Origin of the sequence: Cupriavidus basilensis, assembly GCF_000876015.1 — a bacterium.
Lineage (GTDB): Bacteria > Pseudomonadota > Gammaproteobacteria > Burkholderiales > Burkholderiaceae > Cupriavidus > Cupriavidus basilensis_B.
This window is the reverse complement of record NZ_BBQM01000015.1, coordinates 485,643-502,474: the sequence shown is the minus strand read 5'-3', so window position 1 is coordinate 502,474 and position 16,832 is coordinate 485,643. Positions and strand designations below refer to the sequence as shown.

The following is a 16,832-nucleotide window of genomic DNA, read 5'->3' as shown; positions in this document are numbered from 1 at the left end:
CGACGGCACGAGCCCGTCACGCCTGACCAGGCACCGCGGCGGCGATCACCAGCGGCGCCGCCGCGCCGGCCACGAAGGCAAGCGTGCGGATTACCGGCGGGACCGGGCGTGCGCGATCCTGGCGCCGACCCGCGCTGACGGTGCTCGGCGCGCGGGCCGCCAAGGCGCGCCGGGAAAGCGAACGGAATGACGCCGGGCCACGGACCGGAAACGTGCTCATGCATCCCATCAGGCATATTTAAATGCCGCCATATGGCTAATTCGCCGTATTCAAGTAATTTGTTAATTACCTGCTAGAATGATTTTCGACTCATCGTGCAAAAAAGGGCTTTCCCCGGTTCTTTTGCGAACTGGGATTAGCCCACTTCGCCGGAAAGAAGTGCGGTAGTCTCCCCCCGTTTGCTTCCACCGCATGTCGTTCTTTCCTCCCCGCGCCGCGGCCCGTTCGCGGCGCTCTATTGCCAGGACGACAGCGGATGCATTGCTCGCCACGACATATCGCGGCATGGGTGCGGATACTGATACTCGTGCCCGTGGGCGCCGCCGTGCCGCCTCCGGTATTCGCGGCATGCACGACCGCCGGCAACCTGACCACATGCAGCGGCACGACGAACCTCGGGACCACGCCGATCGGCAACGGCTCGGCGGGCCCGGATAACCGGACGGTCACGGTCACGGCGAACGGTTCGCTCATCGCGGGCGATGCCAGCGCGGTGAGCCTGCGCGACGGCGCCATCGTCACGCTGGAGGACAACGCCCTTATCACCAGTGCCGGCCGCACCGGCACAGGGCTATGGGGCGCAGGCAAGAACACCATCGAATTCCGCTCCAACGGGGTGCTCACGGTCGGCAATGGCGCCTCGGTGACCGCGACCGGCACGAGCACGAATGCCGAGGCCGTCAACCTGATCGGCTCCGGCAATACGGTCATCAACCACGGCACCATCTCCGCGATCAACTCGGCCGCCATCTGGTTCGAGGACACCGTCATCGGCGCGGCGAACACCATCGACAACTACGGCATCGTCCGCACGGGCAACGGGTCGGACCAGAGCATCATCTCCAACGTCATCGGCAGCCAGCGCAACGGCGACGTGCACTTCACCAACCGGACCGGCGCGGTGGTCTACGGCGGATTGTCGTTCGCCAACGGCAACGACGTGCTCACGCTGTTCCCCTCCTCCGTCGTCACTGGCGGGTTCAATGGCGGCGGCGGCACGAATACCCTCACGCTCACGGGCGAGGCGGGATCGAGCGACACGCTGAGCGGCAATATCAGCAATTTCCAGACGCTGACCAAGACGGGGCTCGGCACGTGGACGCTGCAGGGCTCGGTGGGCAGCAACAGCGGTAATACGGCGCTGTCCGTGCTGGTGCAGCAAGGCACGCTGGCGCTGTCCGGGGACAACACCAATTTCAACGGCTCGGTACTGGTGGATGCAGCCGGCATTCTGGAGGCGCGTGCGCAAAGCCTGCCGCCCAGCGTGACCGACAACGGCCTGGTGCGCTTCGTCCAGCCGGACAACGGCACCTATGCCGGCGTGATCGGCGGCAGCGGCTCAGTGGCGAAAACAGGCGCGGGCGTGCTGACGCTCTCGGGCGCCAACAGCTACCAGGCCGGCACCCTGATCCAGGGCGGCACCGTCGCCATCGGCGCGGACAACCGGCTGGGCGCCGCCGCCGGCGCGGTGACGCTCGACGGCGGCGCGCTGGAACTCACCTCCAGCTTCGACCTGTCGGCATCGCGCGCGATCACCGTGACGGCCAACAACGGCACCATCCAGGCCGATGCCGGCGTGTCCAGCACCGTCAGCCAGGCGATCACCGGCGCCGGCGCACTGACCAAGGCGGGGGCGGGACTGCTGGTACTCGCGAATGACAACAGCTACGCCGGAGGCACCACCATCAGCGGCGGCACGCTGCAACTGGGCAACGGCGGCACCACCGGCAGCATCGTCGGCAACGTGGCCAACGACGGCGCGCTGGTCTTCAACCGCTCCGGCCCGATCACCTTCGACGGCACCATCTCCGGCACCGGCTCCGTGGCACAGGCCGGCACCGGCGTCACCACCCTCACCGGCAACAACACCTACACCGGCACCACCACGGTCTCCAGCGGCTGGCTCTACGTCGACGGCACCAGAGCGCGGCCACCGGCGCCACCACCGTGGCCAGCGGCACGCGGCTCGCCGGCAACGGCATCGTCGGCGGCAGCGTGACCATCGCCGACGGGCCACCCTCGCGCCCGGCGCCGTGCCGCAGACCCCCGGCACGCTGACCATCAACGGCAACCTCAGCCTGAACCCCACCTCCAACCTGTTCTACAACATGGTTCAGGCCAACGTCGCCGGCGGCCAGCGCAACGACCTGACCGTGGTCGGCGGCAATCTCGTGCTCGATGGCGTCATCAACGTGGTGGACCAGGGCCAGACCCTCGGCCCCGGCGTCTACCGCATCATCGACTACAGCGGCACGCTGACCAACAACGGCCTGACGATCGGCTCCTACATGACGGCGCCGGCCACGCCGCAGGACACGCCGACCGTCGTCGCGCCGCTGACGAACTTCAGCGTCCAGACCTCCATCGCCGGGCAGGTCAACCTGATCAACACCAGCGGGCTGACGCTCAACTACTGGGATGGCGACCTCGGCCCCAAGAACAACGGCGTCATCAATGGCGGCTCCGGCACCTGGCGCGTGGCCGGGCCGGCCTCGACCTTCAACTGGACGAACCCGGATGGCACGATCAACGCGCCGTGGGCCAACGGAGAGTTCGCCATCTTCATGGCCACGCCCGGCACCGTGACGGTCAACAGCGACCAGGGGGCGGTCGTCAGCCGGGGCATGCAGTTTGCCAGTGACGGGTACACGGTGAACGGCGACCCGATTACGCTGCAGAATCCCGCCGAGGGCAACATCACTTATATCCGCGTCGGCGACGGCACCTCGGCCAGCGCGTCGATGACCGCGACGATCGATGCCAACCTCACCGGCACCGCGGCGCTGATCAAGGAAGACCTCGGCACGCTGGTGCTCAACGGAACCAACAGCTACACCAGCGGCACCGGCGTGTTCGGCGGCGCGCTGCAGATCTCCCGGGACGAGAACCTGGGGCAGGCAACGGGCGCCGTGGCCATCGTCAATGGCTCGACGCTGCGCACCACCGGCACCTTCGCCACCAACCGCCTGGTCATCCTCGGCAGCAGCGGCAACGGCCCCAGCAGCGGCACCATCGAGACCGCCGCCGGCACCACGCTGACCCTCAACGGCGCGATCAGGAAGATCCCTCGATCCCAGCCGCGCTGCAGAAGGCCGGCGCCGGCACGCTGGTCCTGACCAGCAACAGCAATAACTACAGCGCCGGCACCACTATCGCTGCCGGCACGCTGCAACTCGGCAACGGCGGCACCACCGGCAGCATCCTCGGCAACGTGACCAACAACGGCACGCTGGCCTTCAACCGCTCGGATACCGTGACCTTCGGCGGCATCGTCTCCGGCAGCGGCGCGCTCAGCCAGATCGGCGCCGGCACCACGGTGCTGACCAGCGACAACACCTACGCGGGCGGCACCACCATCACCGCCGGCACATTGCAGCTGGGCAACGGCGGCACTACCGGCAGCATCGTCGGCAACGTGGCCAACGACGGCGCCCTCGCTTTCAACCGCTCGGATACCATGACGTTCGACGGTATCGTCTCCGGCGGCGGCGTGGTCAACCAGATTGGCGCCGGCACCACGGTGCTGACCAACACCAACATCTACACGGGCGGCACCACCATCAGCGCCGGCACATTGCAGTTGGGCAACGGCGGCACCACCGGCAGCATCATCGGCAACGTGGCCAACGACGGCGCCCTCGCTTTCAACCGCTCGGATACCATGACGTTCGACGGTATCGTCTCCGGCGGCGGCGTGGTCAACCAGATTGGCGCCGGCACCACGGTGCTGACCAACACCAACATCTACACGGGCGGCACCACCATCAGCGCCGGCGCGCTGCAACTGGGGGCCGGCGCCGGTGCCGGCGGCGCCACCGGCAGCATCGTCGGCGACGTCAACAACAACGGCGTGCTGATCTTCAACCGCTCGAACGACCTGACCTTCGGCGGGCGGATCCTCGGCAGCGGTTCCGTGGTCCAGCAGGGCGCGGGCACGACCGTCCTCACCGGCGGCAGCACCTACAGCGGCGGCACCACGATCAGCGCGGGCACGCTACAGCTCGGCAACGGCGGCAACGCCGGCAGCATCGTGGGCAACATCGTCAACAACGCCACGCTCGCCGTCGAGCACAGCGACGTGCTGCCCATCGTCGGCGACATCTCGGGCACCGGCAACATCATCCAGCGCGGCACCGGCGCGACCGTGCTGCTCGGCACCAACAGCTATAGCGGCCCGACCAACGTCCTCAGCGGCGGGCTCTACGTCGACGGCAACCAGGCCGCCGCGACCGGGCTGACCACGGCCGCCGCCGGCAGCACGCTGGGCGGCTCGGGCATCATCGGCGGCAATGTCGACATCGCCAGCGGCGGCGCCCTCGCGCCCGGCCAGGTCGGCATCGCCCCGGGCACGCTGACCATCAACGGCAACCTCAACCTCAACGGCGGCTCGGCCCTGACCTACGGCTTCGGGCAAGCCAACGTGATCGGCGGGCCCCTCAACGACCTGACCGTGGTGCAGGGCAACCTGACGCTCGCCGGCACCTTGAACGTGGAGACCACCGAAGGCGGCAGCTTCGACCCGGGCATCTACCGCGTCATCAGCTACGCGGGCACGCTGGCCAACAATGGCCTGGCCATCGGCACCATCCCCTCGCCGGATTTCTTCGTGCAGACCACGGTCAACCATCAGGTCAACCTCGTCAACACCGCCGGCATGCTGTTCAACTACTGGGACGGCACCGCGGGCCCCAAGGACAACAGCCTGATCGACGGCGGCGACGGCATCTGGCAGAACGCGACCGGCAACAACAACTGGACCAACGAACTGGCCGTGCCCAACGCAGCCTTCGCCGACCGCGCCTTCGCCATCTTCATGGCGGCGCCGGGCACAGTCACGGTGGACGGCAGCCTCGGGCCCGTCACGGCCAGCGGCATGCAGTTCGCCAGCAACGGCTACGTCGTGCGGGGCGCCCCGATCACGCTGGTCGATTCCGCCGCCACGCCCGGGGAATCCATCATCCGCGTCGGCGACGGCTCCGGGCCGAGCGCCAGCTTCGTCGCCACCATCGACTCGGTCCTGACGGGCACCACCACCCTGGTCAAGAGCGACATCGGCACGCTCGTGCTCAACGGCGCGAACACCTACACCGGCGGCACCGCCATCCGCGGCGGCGTGCTGCAGGTGGCCGCCGACAACAACCTGGGCGCGGCGAGCACGCCGCTGAGCCTCGATGGCGGCACCCTGCGCACGACGGCGACCTTCACGTCGGCGCGCGCCGCCACGCTGGGCGAACAAGGCGGCACGTTCGAATCGCTGGCCGGCACGACGCTGACGCTGGCCAGCGCGGCAAGCGGCGCCGGCACGCTCACCAAGACCGGCGCGGGCACGCTGGTCCTGACCGCCGACAACACCTACACCGGCAACACCATCGTCTCCGCCGGCACGCTGCAGGTCGGCAACGGCGGCACCACGGGCAACCTCGCCGGCAACGTGATCAACGACAGCGTGCTCGCGTTCAACCGCTCCGACATCGCCACCATCCGCGGCAACATCTGGGGCTCGGGCGCGGTGAACCAGATCGGCAGCGGCGTCACCGTGCTGTCCGGCGACAACACCTATACCGGCGACACCACGGTGGCCAGCGGCACGCTGCGCGCCGGCGCCACGGGCAGCTTCAGCGCGGGCTCGCGCTTCGACGTGGCGGCGGGCACCACGCTCGATCTCAACGGCTTCAGCCAGACCATCGCCGGCCTCACGAACGGCGGCATGGTGCGGCTGGGCGGCGCGCCGGGAACCACGCTGCGCGTGGTCGGCAACTACGTGGGCAACGGCGGCCTGCTTGCGCTCAACACCTATCTCGGCGCCGACAACTCGCCGAGCGACCGGCTCGTGATCGACGGCGGCACGGCAACGGCGGCCACGCCCGCGAGCGTGGGCGCCAATGCCGCGGTGCGGGTGCCGGCCGCGGTCGCGGGCGGCAGCACGGCGATGGTCGTGTCCAACGTCGGCGGCCCCGGCGCCAGGACGACCGGCGACGGCATCCTGCTGGTCGATGCCATCAACGGCGCCACCACCGCGCCCGCTGCCTTCGTGATGGGCGGGCGGCTGCTGGCCGGCCCCTATGAGTATTCGCTGTTCCGCGGCGGCGCCAGCGGCGCCTCGCCCGACAGCTGGTTCCTGCGCTCGACCCTGGACTGCGCGGCCGCGCCAGGCTCGCCGGAATGCCAGAGCACCGGCGGCCCGCCGCCAGCGCCCCCCAACTACCGGTCCGAAACGTCGCTCTATACCGCCATCCCGTCGCTCGCGCTGACCTATGGCAACGCCCTGCTCGACACGCTGCACGAGCGCATGGGCGGACAGGTCGCGCCGCAGCCCGACGATCCCCGCAACCTCCGGCGCGCGCCGGTCCCGCTCGGCTGGGGCCGCTTCATCGGCCTGGGCGGCTCCAAGGACGGCGGCCGGCTGGGCATCTACGGTGGCAACGGGCCCGACTACGACTACCGCATGTTCGCCGTGCAGGCGGGCATGGACGTCTACCGGAAGCGCCGGCCCGACAACAGCGCGGACAACGCGGGGCTGTACTTCGCCACCGGCCAGGTCAACAGCGACGTGATGCATTTCGACGGCTCGCGGGCCGGCTCCGACCGCATCGACGGCGTCACGCTGGGCGGCTACTGGACGCACTTCGGGCCGGGCGGCTGGTACGTCGACGGCGTCCTGCAGGGCACGCGCTACGACACCACGGCATCCGGCCGGCTGCCCGCCACCACGCGGGCGCGCGGCAACGGCGTGGCGGCCTCGCTCGAAGGCGGCTACCCGGTCCCGCTCGCCAATGGCCTGGTGGTGGAGCCGCAGGCGCAGCTGACCTATCAGGCCGTGTTCCTCGGCGACACGCGCGACCAGGCAGCCTCGATCCGCTTCAACAACGAACGCAGCATGGTGGGCCGGCTCGGCGTGCGCGTGTCGCGCACGTGGGACATGGACCAGAGCGCCACGCGCGAGACGCCGCCGCGCAGGACGATGGCGTGGGCGCGCGTGAGCGTCGTCAACGAATTCCTCGGCAGGCCGGAAACACAGTTCTCGTCCGCCGACGGTTACGTGGCGTTCCGCTCGGACACCCGTGGCGCCGGCGCCAAGCTCGACCTCGGCGTCGACGCGCAGATCACCCGCGACACCTCGTTCTACGGCAGCGTGCAGGGCGTGGTCAGCGGCGACGGGCATGCCGTGGGCGGGCAGATCGGCGTGAAGGTCAAGTTCTAGGCAAGCGTGGGCCGTCCGCACCGACGGCCGCCAGCACAAGGAGCGATGCACGTGGTCCTCACGATATTCCGGCGTTGGTCCGTCGCGGCCCTGGCCACCGCCAGCCTGGGCGGCTCGGTCGCCGCGGCTGCCGATGCATCCCTGCCCGGCGGGGCGAGCTCGCTGCGCGAGTCCTATGGCGACTGGCTGGTGAACTGCGCGGTCACCGGGCAAGGCAGCCAGGCGCGCAAGGCGTGCGCGATGCAGCAGGAGCAGAAAGACGCCAAGTCCGGCCAGCGCGTGGTGGCGATGGAGCTGCGCACGGCGCCGGGCAGCAACGTGGCCACCTTCATCCTGCCCTTCGGCCTGGACCTCGCCGCCGGCGCCACGCTGCAGATCGACGACGGAGCAAAAGGCCAGGTGCTGCCGTTCCGCACCTGCGTGCCGGCCGGATGCGTGGTGTCATCGACCATCGATCCCAGGATGCTGGCCTCGCTGCGCAACGCCACCGCGCTGAAGATCCACGCCAGGGCCGATGGCGGCCGGGACATGATGTTCCCGCTCTCGCTGAACGGGTTCGGCAGCGCCTACGACAGGACGGTGGCACTGGCGAAGTGATGCGCCGCTGCGCCGCCGCTCAACGCAGCGTGTGGCCGGATAGCTCGACCGTCACCGTATTGAACACGCCATCGGGGAACCACACGCCGGGGCCACGCAGCCGCCCCGGCCTCCTGGTGGGGCCGGCGACCCCGCCTCCTGCCCGCGCGCTGAAGCAACTGCACGGCGAAGCGGCCCGCCCGTGGTCGGTCGAGGCATTGGCCCGCGTGGCCGGCCTGTCCCGCTCGACCTTCAGCGAGCGCTTTGCGCGGACGGTCGGCGTGCCGCCGATGCAATTCCTGATCGACTGGCGCATGGTCTTGATCAAGGCCATGCTTCAGCGCGAAGCGCCCCCGCTAAAGGTCGTCGCGGCGGCAATCGGCTATCCGTCGGCCAGTGCGTTCAGCACTGGCCTTCTGGCGTGAGGTGGGGGTGTCGCCGAGTCAGTTTGGCCGGGGTGTGGCGGCTGGTTGAGCGTGGGCGGCAGGGTGGCTGCGGTGCCGAAGTTGGGGCAATGCCGGCGGGATTCGGCTGGCTGAGCGGGGCCGGTACCGCTAATTGCCGGCCCGCAGAAGTGCGCCATGCGCGAGACGGTTGGGGTGCCCCCACATCCAGACCCACCGTACTGGAGACCAGCCATAAAATGTTCAGCATATTGGACAAATAATTTATATTTGACTAATACAATGAACATATGCCTGCATTCGCCGATACTTCTTCTGTCCTGGAACGCCAGTTGTTGCTTCAGCTGGGCGACCGCCTTAAGCGCCTCAGGAAGGCGCAGGGCATCAACACGGTCGAAATGGCCCGGCGGGTGGGCATTTCCAGGACCACACTTGGCTCGGTCGAGGCCGGAGATCCCGCGCCGACAATCGGCACGTACCTCCGGGTCATGTCGGCTCTCGGCGTTGCTGGTGACCTGGCCCTGCTGGCTGGTGATACCTTCCAGCCGCCCCCGGCAACCTCCGCGGCGGCGACGTCAAGACGCGCGCGCCCCCTGGTGCAGGTGCTGGTCACCACGGATTCCCAGCGGCATCAGGCACAAGATCTTCAAAGCATGGCGCTTCACAAAGAAGCAATCCGGCTGATTCAGGAAGATCCTGCGCTGCTCGAACGCGCCCGGGATACATTGCGGCAATGGCGCGCCAAGGAAGACGCTCGCTCCCGATCCCTCTGGGACGAGTGGGAGACAATTCTCACCCGGCGCTCATGGCGCAAGGTTCTTGGCCGGACGAGGCGTGCCCAGGAACTTCGCCAGGCATCACCACTGCCAACCGTACTGCCAGAAGATGTCCGACACAATGTGCTTGCCCAAATACAGGCGCTAAAGAACGAGGTTATTCTGGGCGACCGAAACGAAGAAGGGGCCACGTGAACCGGGAGGACCTGGAGCACATCATTCGAGCCGCAGCAGAAATCACGAATGAGTACGAGTTCGTGGTCATTGGCAGCCAATCGATCCTGGGGCAGATCCCCAATCCGCCAGCGGTCTTCACGATGTCCGCCGAGGCTGATATCTACCCGCTCAATGCACACCAAAAGGCCGATAGCATCGACGCCGCAATCGGTGAAGGGTCCAGGTTCCACGAAACCCACGGTTACTACGCTCAAGGTGTGGGCCCGGAGACGGCCTGCCTGCCCGACGGCTGGCAAGATCGCCTGCTGCGTAGTCAGGCAATACGTTTGCGGAAGTGGACTGCTTCGCGCCGCTCTACGTTGGCTTCGCCATTGGCATGAAAATGGGTGATATGCATCGACTTGTTGTGGTGCCTCTCTTGTGCCTCGGCGTCGCGCCAACGCTCAGCGAGCATAAAGCGCCGGTTGTCGTTCGCGTCGCCAGGAAGCTCATAGCCCGGATTGCCTTCCTCGGTCTCCGGCTTCTCCGTGACTGTCACAAGATCGGCGCGCAATGCATCCTGCCGTCCTTCCTTAGCATGGAGAATCGCCACGCCACGAATTTCGCGCATGACTACCCGTTCCTGAAAATGGTTGCTCAAGGCGGCAAGCCGCTGACCGCCGGTTGCCGCCTGTTTCGTCGACTTACTCGCTACGGTCGTACGAGAACTGGATGCCCGGCGTGCCGCCCGTTTCGATGAACAGGTTCATGAACGCGGGGACGGTCTCGCTGCGCTTCCAGTCCCGTTGCAGCTCGCAGAACAGCTGCACGGTAGAAATGAGCTTGCCGCCGGCCTGCTCGATGCGTCGCAGTGCGGCTTCATGCGCGGCCACGGATGTGCCACCCACGGCATCCACCGGCACATAGACCTCGTAGCCCTCGGCCAGCGCGTCCAGCGCCGGGAACGTCAGGCATGCCTCGGTCCAGAGCGCAGTCATGATGAGCTTTTTGCGGCCGGTTTCCTGAACCGCTTTCCGGAATTCCACGTCCTCCCAGCTGTTGATGCTGGTGCGATCGTAGGTCGGATAGTCGCCCAACACCTTGCGGATATGGGATACCGGCGACTTGTTGAGACCGGTTTGCACGTTGACCGTGGAATGCACGATCGGCAGGCCGTAAGCGATGGCTGCCTTAGCGCAGCCAACGATATTGTTCAGCATCAGTTGCCGATCCATCGAGGCAATCGAGTTCACCTGCACCGGTTGATAGTCGATGATGATGAAGGTCGAGTTTTGCGGTGTCAGCAGTTGATCCGCCTTCGGGTCACGAATAGATTCGCTGGCCATGATTACATCCTTTCTTTGACAGGTGCCCGCCATTGTTCCGGCGCGGGAGGCAACTCCGGGCAGGCAGGGGCGGTGCGGGCAGGATGGCCGTCCCTATTCTGGAAAAAAAGCCGGTCTTGCCCTGCAAGACCGGGATGAACGTCAAGTGGCCTGAACGAAGCGGCCGCTTTTGAAGTCGTCGAACGCCTGGATGAGTTCCGCGCTGGTGTTCATCACGAACGGCCCATGACCTGCTATCGGCTCGTCGATCGGCTCGCCAGTCAGTACCAGCACCATCGCGTCGCCATCGGCATGAATGGCCACGTTGCTACCCTCGCGGCTCAGCAACACCATTTCCGCCTCACGAGCCTCCTGGCTGCCGTTGAGGGTGACGTGTCCGGCCAGCACCACCAGCATGGCCGTGTGGCGCTCGGGAAGTGCGATCGTCAGATCGTTATTGCCGGACAGGCGCAGATCCCACATGTTGATGGGCGTAAACGTCTTGGCTGGACCCTTCGCGCCGAGCAGTTCGCCGGCGATCACTCGCCCCTTGCCGCTACCGTTGGGCAGATCGACGACGGGAATGTCGGCCGAGACGATGCCCTGATAGCCGCCAGGCGTCGTCTTGTCCTTGGCCGGCAGGTTCACCCAGAGCTGGATCATGCGGAACGGGCCGCCAGTCTTGGCGAACGCCGGTGAGTGATACTCTTCATGCAAGATGCCGGCGCCGGCAGTCATCCACTGAACGTCGCCAGGGCCGATGACCCCGCCATTGCCGGCGGAATCCTTGTGTTCTACCTGCCCGTCATAGACGATGGTTACCGTCTCGAACCCGCGATGCGGATGCTGACCCACACCACGACGCTTCGTCGTCGGCTCGAAGTAGTGCGGCCCCGCGTAGTCGAGGAGCAGGAACGGACTGATGTGCTGGCCGAGATCGTTGTACGAAAACACTGAGCGGACCGGAAAACCGTCGCCCACCCAGTGGCCGCGATTGTTGCCGTAACGGCCAAGAATTGCCTTGCTCATGATCATTTCCCGTGACTGCAGTAGTAATTACCGCTTCCTGCCATTGAAAATAGCAGCGCAACGATCGATCAGGAAGATTGCAATTTCCTACGCTCCGTCCTAATAATGGGACGATGCAAGACCTCAACGACCTCTATCACTTCGTGCAGGTGGTCGACCACGGCGGCTTTGCCGCTGCGGCTCGCGCCACGGGCATGCAGAAATCCAAGCTTAGTCGGCGCATTCTGCAGTTGGAAGAAAGGCTGGGCGTGCGCCTGCTCAACCGCTCCTCGCGCCGGTTTTCGGTGACGGAGATTGGCCGCGAATACTACGATCGTTGTGTCGCCATGCTGGTGGAGGCCGAAGCGGCCGATCAGGTAATCGCGCAGGTAAAGGCCGACCCGCGCGGCATCATCCGCGTAAGTTGTCCTGTGGCGCTGATCAACTTCCAGTTCGGCGAGTTATTCGCGCGCTTCCTTACCGCTTACCCGGCCGTGCAAATCTATCTTGAAAGCACGAACCGGCGCGTCGATGTGATCGCCGAAGGGTTCGACATCGCCATCCGCGTGCGCTTCCCGCCGCTCGAGCCGTCCGAGCTGGTCATGCGCAGGCTCGACACCAGTACGCAATGTCTGGTAGCCAGTCCCGCGCTGCAGGCGGTACGCGCCATCACCTCGCCCGCCGACTTGCACCATTCGCCCAGCATGACCCTCGGGCCGCCGCGGCGGGACTATCAATGGCAACTTGAACACGCCGACGGTCAGACGGCAAACGTCACTCATGTGCCACGTCTGGTCAGCGATGACATGGCGGCCCTGCGCGATGCGGCCATCGCCGGCGTAGGGGTTGTTGCGCTGCCGACGATGATGGTGTGGCGACAGGTCGAAGCGGGACAGCTCGTCCACATTCTGCCCGACTGGCGGCCACCGGCCGGCATCGTCCATGCCGTGTTTCCTTCCCGGCGAGGGCTGCTGCCCTCCATCCGGACGCTGCTCGAATTCCTGGCGGCCGAATGCGACGAAGCGCGCCGCCGGGCCGTTGTGTAAGGTGCATGATTCCGCGCAAGGAGCGAGCCTGTCTTGCTTGCGACGAAAGCAGGCTTGACGGTAGCAACAAGTATTGGGTCCCTGCAAACGGCATTTATCGAACACTTCGCAAGCGCCAGTTATTGGGGCGAATTCATCCCTCCGAGCCATCGTGAGCAACGGCTGCAACTGGCCGCACGGAGACGTTGCCACTGCGCGGCGCGCAGCAGTGACAGGACACAGGCGGCCGCCCGATCGGGCGCGCCAACGGAAAGGAATTGAAAGCCGCTCGAACCGGCTCTCTCCGGTGACACTTTCATTCCGCGTTGCCCAAAGCCTTACCCGGCGAGGATTGCGGGGACCCTGGAATGCCGCGTACACGCGAGTCGACACAATGGCCCTCGCAATGGCGACAATGTTGGTTCGGCAACCGGATCAGCCGGGCGAGTTGTGAAGGGGAACATGACCCTTTCAGACGCCCCCCACCGATTTCCCCTGATCCACTGGCAATTCGCTCACCACGCCGCGGCCGCGCCTGTGCCCTCCCCTGGCCAACGTCAGCAATTCCATCTCCGGATACATCCGATCGATCTCCGCGATGTCCTGGAAGGTCTCCTCGACGATCCAGTCCCGCAGCCTGGCTACGGTCGGACGCGGCGTGGCCGTGGCCTGCTGCACCAGGTAGCAGTGCCGCTCCGTGACATGGGCCTGGCGGATGGCCGGTACCAGGGTTCCCAGCCGCATCCAGTGCGAGACCACGTTGAGCCATCCTGGCGCGATGCCCTGGCCCAGCATTGCGGTCTGGATCACGATCGAATAGTCGGAGAAGTTCAGGCTGTACAGGTCGAGATCGCGTTTCCGCAGGCCGGGGAACAGGTTCGGCCAGTCGCGAAAGCTGTCGGTCAGGTTGATGATGATGTCGCTGCCGTGCGTGGAATCGTCGCGGTAGGCCGGGGTGCTGATCGGAAGAATGATTTCCGGCATCAGCAGCGCGCCGTTCTGCGGGGTCTCGCCAGCGGTAAAGAAGCGCACGCCCAGATCCACGTCATGCATCGGCCCTCCCACCTTGCCTGAAATCAGCTGAAAGCGCAGGTCGACGCCGGGAAAGTCCCGCCGCAGCTTTTCCATGCGCGGCATCATCCAGTGCGTCGTGAAGGCGGTCGACACCGACAGCGTGATGGTCTCCATGCCCGTGGCCCGCGCCTCGATTTCGCTGATCGAGGCTTCGATGCCATTGAAGCCCTCGGTAATGGCTCTGTGCAGCAGGCGGCCATCGTCGGTCAGTTCGATGCCGCCCCGGACCCGCTTGTACAAGGGCACGCCCATGCGCTCTTCCATGCGCGCCATCATGCGGCTGACCGCGGGCTGGCTGACGTAAAGCTCGGCCGCCGCCTTGGTCAGGCTGCCGCAGCGGCCAGCCGCCTCGAAAACGAACAGCGCATTGGCGCTCGGCAGTTTGCGGCGGAAATTGGCCATAACTTCAGATTATATTTGACCCAACAATTGGGAAGTTGCCCGGAGCCAGCGGCTGTCCCTAAACTCTCCCATCGAACAAGGAATTATGCAGCAAGCGGACTCCCTGCACACGACATGACAGAATCTGCCCTGCCACGGATCCTATTACATTGACACCGTCTTGTCATAACGCGACTCGCCCTTCGACCCCCCAGGAGCCCACCTGCCATGAATGACCGAAAAACGCTTGAAGACCTGATCGGACCCGCGGAAAGCACGCGCATCATGGATGCGATGCGCCGGGGTTTCACGCGCCGCGACGTCCTCGCCATGTTCGCGGCCGGCGGCATGCAGGCGGCGCTGGCTGGCAGCCTGGCGGGTGCGGCGGTTTCGGCGCATGCGCAGACGCCGCGCCGCGGCGGGCGGATTCGCGTGGCCGGGGACAATGCCGGCGCCTCCGATACGCTCGATCCCGCGCGCCAGTCGAACAAGGTCGACTATTGCCGCTGCAATATGCTCTACAACGGCCTGACCTGGCTGGATGCGACGCTGACGCCGCAGCCGGCGCTGGCGGAGTCGTTCTCGACGAAGGATGCGAAGACCTGGGTGTTTGCCTTGCGCAAGGGCGTCACCTTCCATGACGGCAAGCCGCTCGCGCCCGCCGACGTGGTGTTCTCGCTGATGCGCCACAAGGACCCCGCCACGGCGTCCAAGGCCAAGGCGCTGGCCGACCAGATCGAGACCGTGACCGCCACCGGCCCGAGCGAGGTGACGGTGGTATTGTCCGCCCCGAACGCCGACCTGCCGGTGATCCTCGGCACGTTCCATTTCCATATCGTGAAGAGCGGCACCACCGACTTCAATACCGGGATCGGCACGGGCCCGTTCAAGCTCAAGGAGTTCAGGCCCGGCATCCGCTCGGTGGTGGTGCGCAACGAAAGCTACTGGAAGTCCGGCAAACCGTACCTGGACGAGATCGAGTTCGTCGGCATCGGCGACGAGGGCGCGCGCGTCAACGCGCTGCTGTCGGGCGACCTGGACCTGGTCACGACGATCAACCCGCGCTCGGTCGCGCGCGTCAAGGGGTCGCCGGCACATACCGTGTTCGTCACGCAGTCGGGCCAGTACACCGACCTGATCGTGCGCCGCGACGTCGGTCCGGGCACCAACCCGGACTTCGTGATGGGCATGAAGCTGCTGCAAGACCGCGAGCTGATGAAGAAGTCGATCGCGCTCGGCTATGCGCTGACCGGCAATGACCAGCCGATCGACCCGACCAACCGCTTCTATTTCGACGGCCTGCCGCAACGGCAGTTCGATCCCGAAAAGGCGAAGTTCTACCTGAAGAAGGCGAACCTTGGCAGTGCGAGCATTCCGGTAGTGGCATCGCCGGCGGCCATGTACTCCGTCGATATCGCGCAGGTGCTGCAGCAGTCCGCGCGCCAGGCGGGGGTCAATCTCGACGTCAAGCGCATGCCGGCGGACGGCTACTGGTCCAATCACTGGCTCAGCAGCCCGGTGGGCTTCGGCTCCATCGTGCCGCGCCCGAACGCCGACACTCTCCTTACGCAGTTCTTCAAGTCGGACGCAACCTGGAACGAGTCGCGCTGGAAGGACCCGAAGTTCGACTCGCTGCTGACCGCCGCGCGCGCCGAGACGGACCTCGCCAGGCGCAAGCAGATGTACGCCGACATGCAGACGATGATCCACAAGGATTCGGGCATCGGCATTCCGCTGTTCCTTGCCACGATCGATGGCCACAGCAAGAAGCTCAACGGCCTGTCGCCGATCCCGCTGGGCGGCATGATGGGCTACGCCTTCGCCGAGAACGTCTGGCTCGAAGGGTGAGCTAGCGCCCGCAGCCCGCCTGCCCCCTGTTTTTCCATACCGCGGCCGCATGCAAGTGCGGCCAGGGACCCCTGTATCCGCTTTTTCTTTTTAAGCTCCTTTTTCCATAGAGAGGCACCTCATGGCACTACGTGATTTCAAGGTACTGACGTTCGACGTGGTTGGCACGCTGATCGATTTCGAAGGCGGCATGCTCGACTATTTCCATAGCGCCGTGCCCGGCAGCCCGATCACCGACGAAGCATTCCTCGCGGCTTACCGGCGCGCGCGCGCCGGCGACAAGACGATGTGGTATCCGGACGACCTGGAGCGCTGCTGGCACCTGATGGCGGCCGACCTCGGCTTTCCCGACTCCGACGAGCTGGCGCGCGGGCTGCGCGACTCGGTCGTGAACTGGAAGCCGTTTCCCGACTCGGTGCAGGCCCTGAAGCGGCTGCGCAAGCATTTCAAGCTGGTGGCCATGACCAATGCGCAGCGCTGGGCGCTGACGCACTTCGAGAAGGCGCTCGACTTCCCGTTCGACGACAGCAACACCTGCGATGACGCCCTGTCCGAGAAGCCCGACCCTCAGTACTTCGCCTATGCACGCGGCCGCTATGACGCGATCTGGGGCCTCAAGCAAGCCGACAATCTGCATGTCGCGCAGAGCCAGTACCACGACATCGGCGTGGCGCGGCAACTCGGCCTGAAGACCTGCTGGATCGAACGGCGCCATGCGCAGCCGGGATTCGGCGGCACCATGGAAGTGCCGCAGATCACCACGCCCGACTACCACTTTCATTCGCTATCGCAACTGGCCGATGCCGTCGAGGCCAACGCCTAGGAAATCGCTTCAGGA

At 66.0% G+C, this 16,832-nt stretch carries 14 protein-coding genes; 9 read left to right on the top strand and 5 right to left on the bottom strand.

What is annotated here, in order from left to right; translation table 11 throughout:
• Positions 1–16 precede the first annotated feature (16 nt).
• Positions 17–220, bottom strand: coding sequence for a hypothetical protein (locus tag KF708C_RS35695; RefSeq protein WP_156173843.1), 204 nt, complete (start codon positions 218–220; stop codon positions 17–19).
• Between the two features lie 325 nt (positions 221–545).
• Between KF708C_RS35695 and KF708C_RS16160 the strand changes: the two genes are divergently transcribed.
• The 6 genes from KF708C_RS16160 to KF708C_RS16135 all read left to right on the top strand — a co-directional run bounded on the left by KF708C_RS16160 (position 546) and on the right by KF708C_RS16135 (position 9,372).
• On the top strand, positions 546–2,219 hold the full coding sequence (locus KF708C_RS16160) for a beta strand repeat-containing protein (protein WP_197090366.1): 1,674 nt from the start codon (positions 546–548) through the stop codon (positions 2,217–2,219).
• A gap of 34 nt (positions 2,220–2,253) precedes the next feature.
• A complete protein-coding gene (locus tag KF708C_RS16155; protein WP_059412582.1) occupies positions 2,254–3,336 on the top strand; it encodes a hypothetical protein in 1,083 nt (360 codons plus the stop codon).
• A gap of 95 nt (positions 3,337–3,431) precedes the next feature.
• Positions 3,432–7,421 (top strand): autotransporter-associated beta strand repeat-containing protein, encoded by a 3,990-nt coding sequence (locus tag KF708C_RS16150; protein WP_059412581.1) that lies wholly within the window; start codon positions 3,432–3,434, stop codon positions 7,419–7,421.
• Between the two features lie 51 nt (positions 7,422–7,472).
• On the top strand, positions 7,473–8,018 hold the full coding sequence (locus KF708C_RS16145) for an invasion associated locus B family protein (protein ID WP_197090365.1): 546 nt from the start codon (positions 7,473–7,475) through the stop codon (positions 8,016–8,018).
• Positions 8,018–8,422, top strand: a complete 405-nt coding sequence (locus KF708C_RS34605) for a helix-turn-helix transcriptional regulator (RefSeq protein WP_082079590.1) — start codon at positions 8,018–8,020, stop codon at positions 8,420–8,422. The genes KF708C_RS16145 and KF708C_RS34605 overlap by 1 nt, the downstream gene beginning before the upstream one ends.
• A gap of 269 nt (positions 8,423–8,691) precedes the next feature.
• A complete protein-coding gene (locus KF708C_RS16135) occupies positions 8,692–9,372 on the top strand; it encodes a helix-turn-helix transcriptional regulator (RefSeq protein ID WP_059412578.1) in 681 nt (226 codons plus the stop codon).
• Between the two features lie 295 nt (positions 9,373–9,667).
• On the opposite strand, the gene KF708C_RS34595 is transcribed toward KF708C_RS16135, so the two are convergent.
• The 3 genes from KF708C_RS34595 to KF708C_RS16125 all read right to left on the bottom strand — a co-directional run bounded on the left by KF708C_RS34595 (position 9,668) and on the right by KF708C_RS16125 (position 11,693).
• Positions 9,668–9,964 (bottom strand): putative quinol monooxygenase, encoded by a 297-nt coding sequence (locus KF708C_RS34595; RefSeq protein ID WP_082079589.1) that lies wholly within the window; start codon positions 9,962–9,964, stop codon positions 9,668–9,670.
• Between the two features lie 73 nt (positions 9,965–10,037).
• On the bottom strand, positions 10,038–10,679 hold the full coding sequence (locus KF708C_RS16130; RefSeq protein WP_059412577.1) for a hydrolase: 642 nt from the start codon (positions 10,677–10,679) through the stop codon (positions 10,038–10,040).
• Between the two features lie 141 nt (positions 10,680–10,820).
• Positions 10,821–11,693, bottom strand: coding sequence for a pirin family protein (locus tag KF708C_RS16125; RefSeq protein ID WP_020203728.1), 873 nt, complete (start codon positions 11,691–11,693; stop codon positions 10,821–10,823).
• Positions 11,694–11,800: 107 nt separating this feature from the next.
• On the opposite strand from KF708C_RS16125, the gene KF708C_RS16120 reads away from it, so the two are divergent.
• A complete protein-coding gene (locus KF708C_RS16120) occupies positions 11,801–12,712 on the top strand; it encodes a LysR substrate-binding domain-containing protein (protein WP_020203727.1) in 912 nt (303 codons plus the stop codon).
• A gap of 450 nt (positions 12,713–13,162) precedes the next feature.
• On the opposite strand, the gene KF708C_RS16115 is transcribed toward KF708C_RS16120, so the two are convergent.
• Positions 13,163–14,167 (bottom strand): LysR family transcriptional regulator, encoded by a 1,005-nt coding sequence (locus tag KF708C_RS16115; RefSeq protein ID WP_059412576.1) that lies wholly within the window; start codon positions 14,165–14,167, stop codon positions 13,163–13,165.
• Between the two features lie 207 nt (positions 14,168–14,374).
• Between KF708C_RS16115 and KF708C_RS16110 the strand changes: the two genes are divergently transcribed.
• On the top strand, positions 14,375–15,994 hold the full coding sequence (locus KF708C_RS16110) for an ABC transporter substrate-binding protein (protein ID WP_059412575.1): 1,620 nt from the start codon (positions 14,375–14,377) through the stop codon (positions 15,992–15,994).
• A gap of 121 nt (positions 15,995–16,115) precedes the next feature.
• The gene (locus KF708C_RS16105) at positions 16,116–16,817 is read left to right on the top strand and encodes an HAD-IA family hydrolase (RefSeq protein WP_020203724.1); all 702 of its coding nucleotides are present in this window, start codon (positions 16,116–16,118) and stop codon (positions 16,815–16,817) included.
• Positions 16,818–16,832 lie beyond the last annotated feature (15 nt).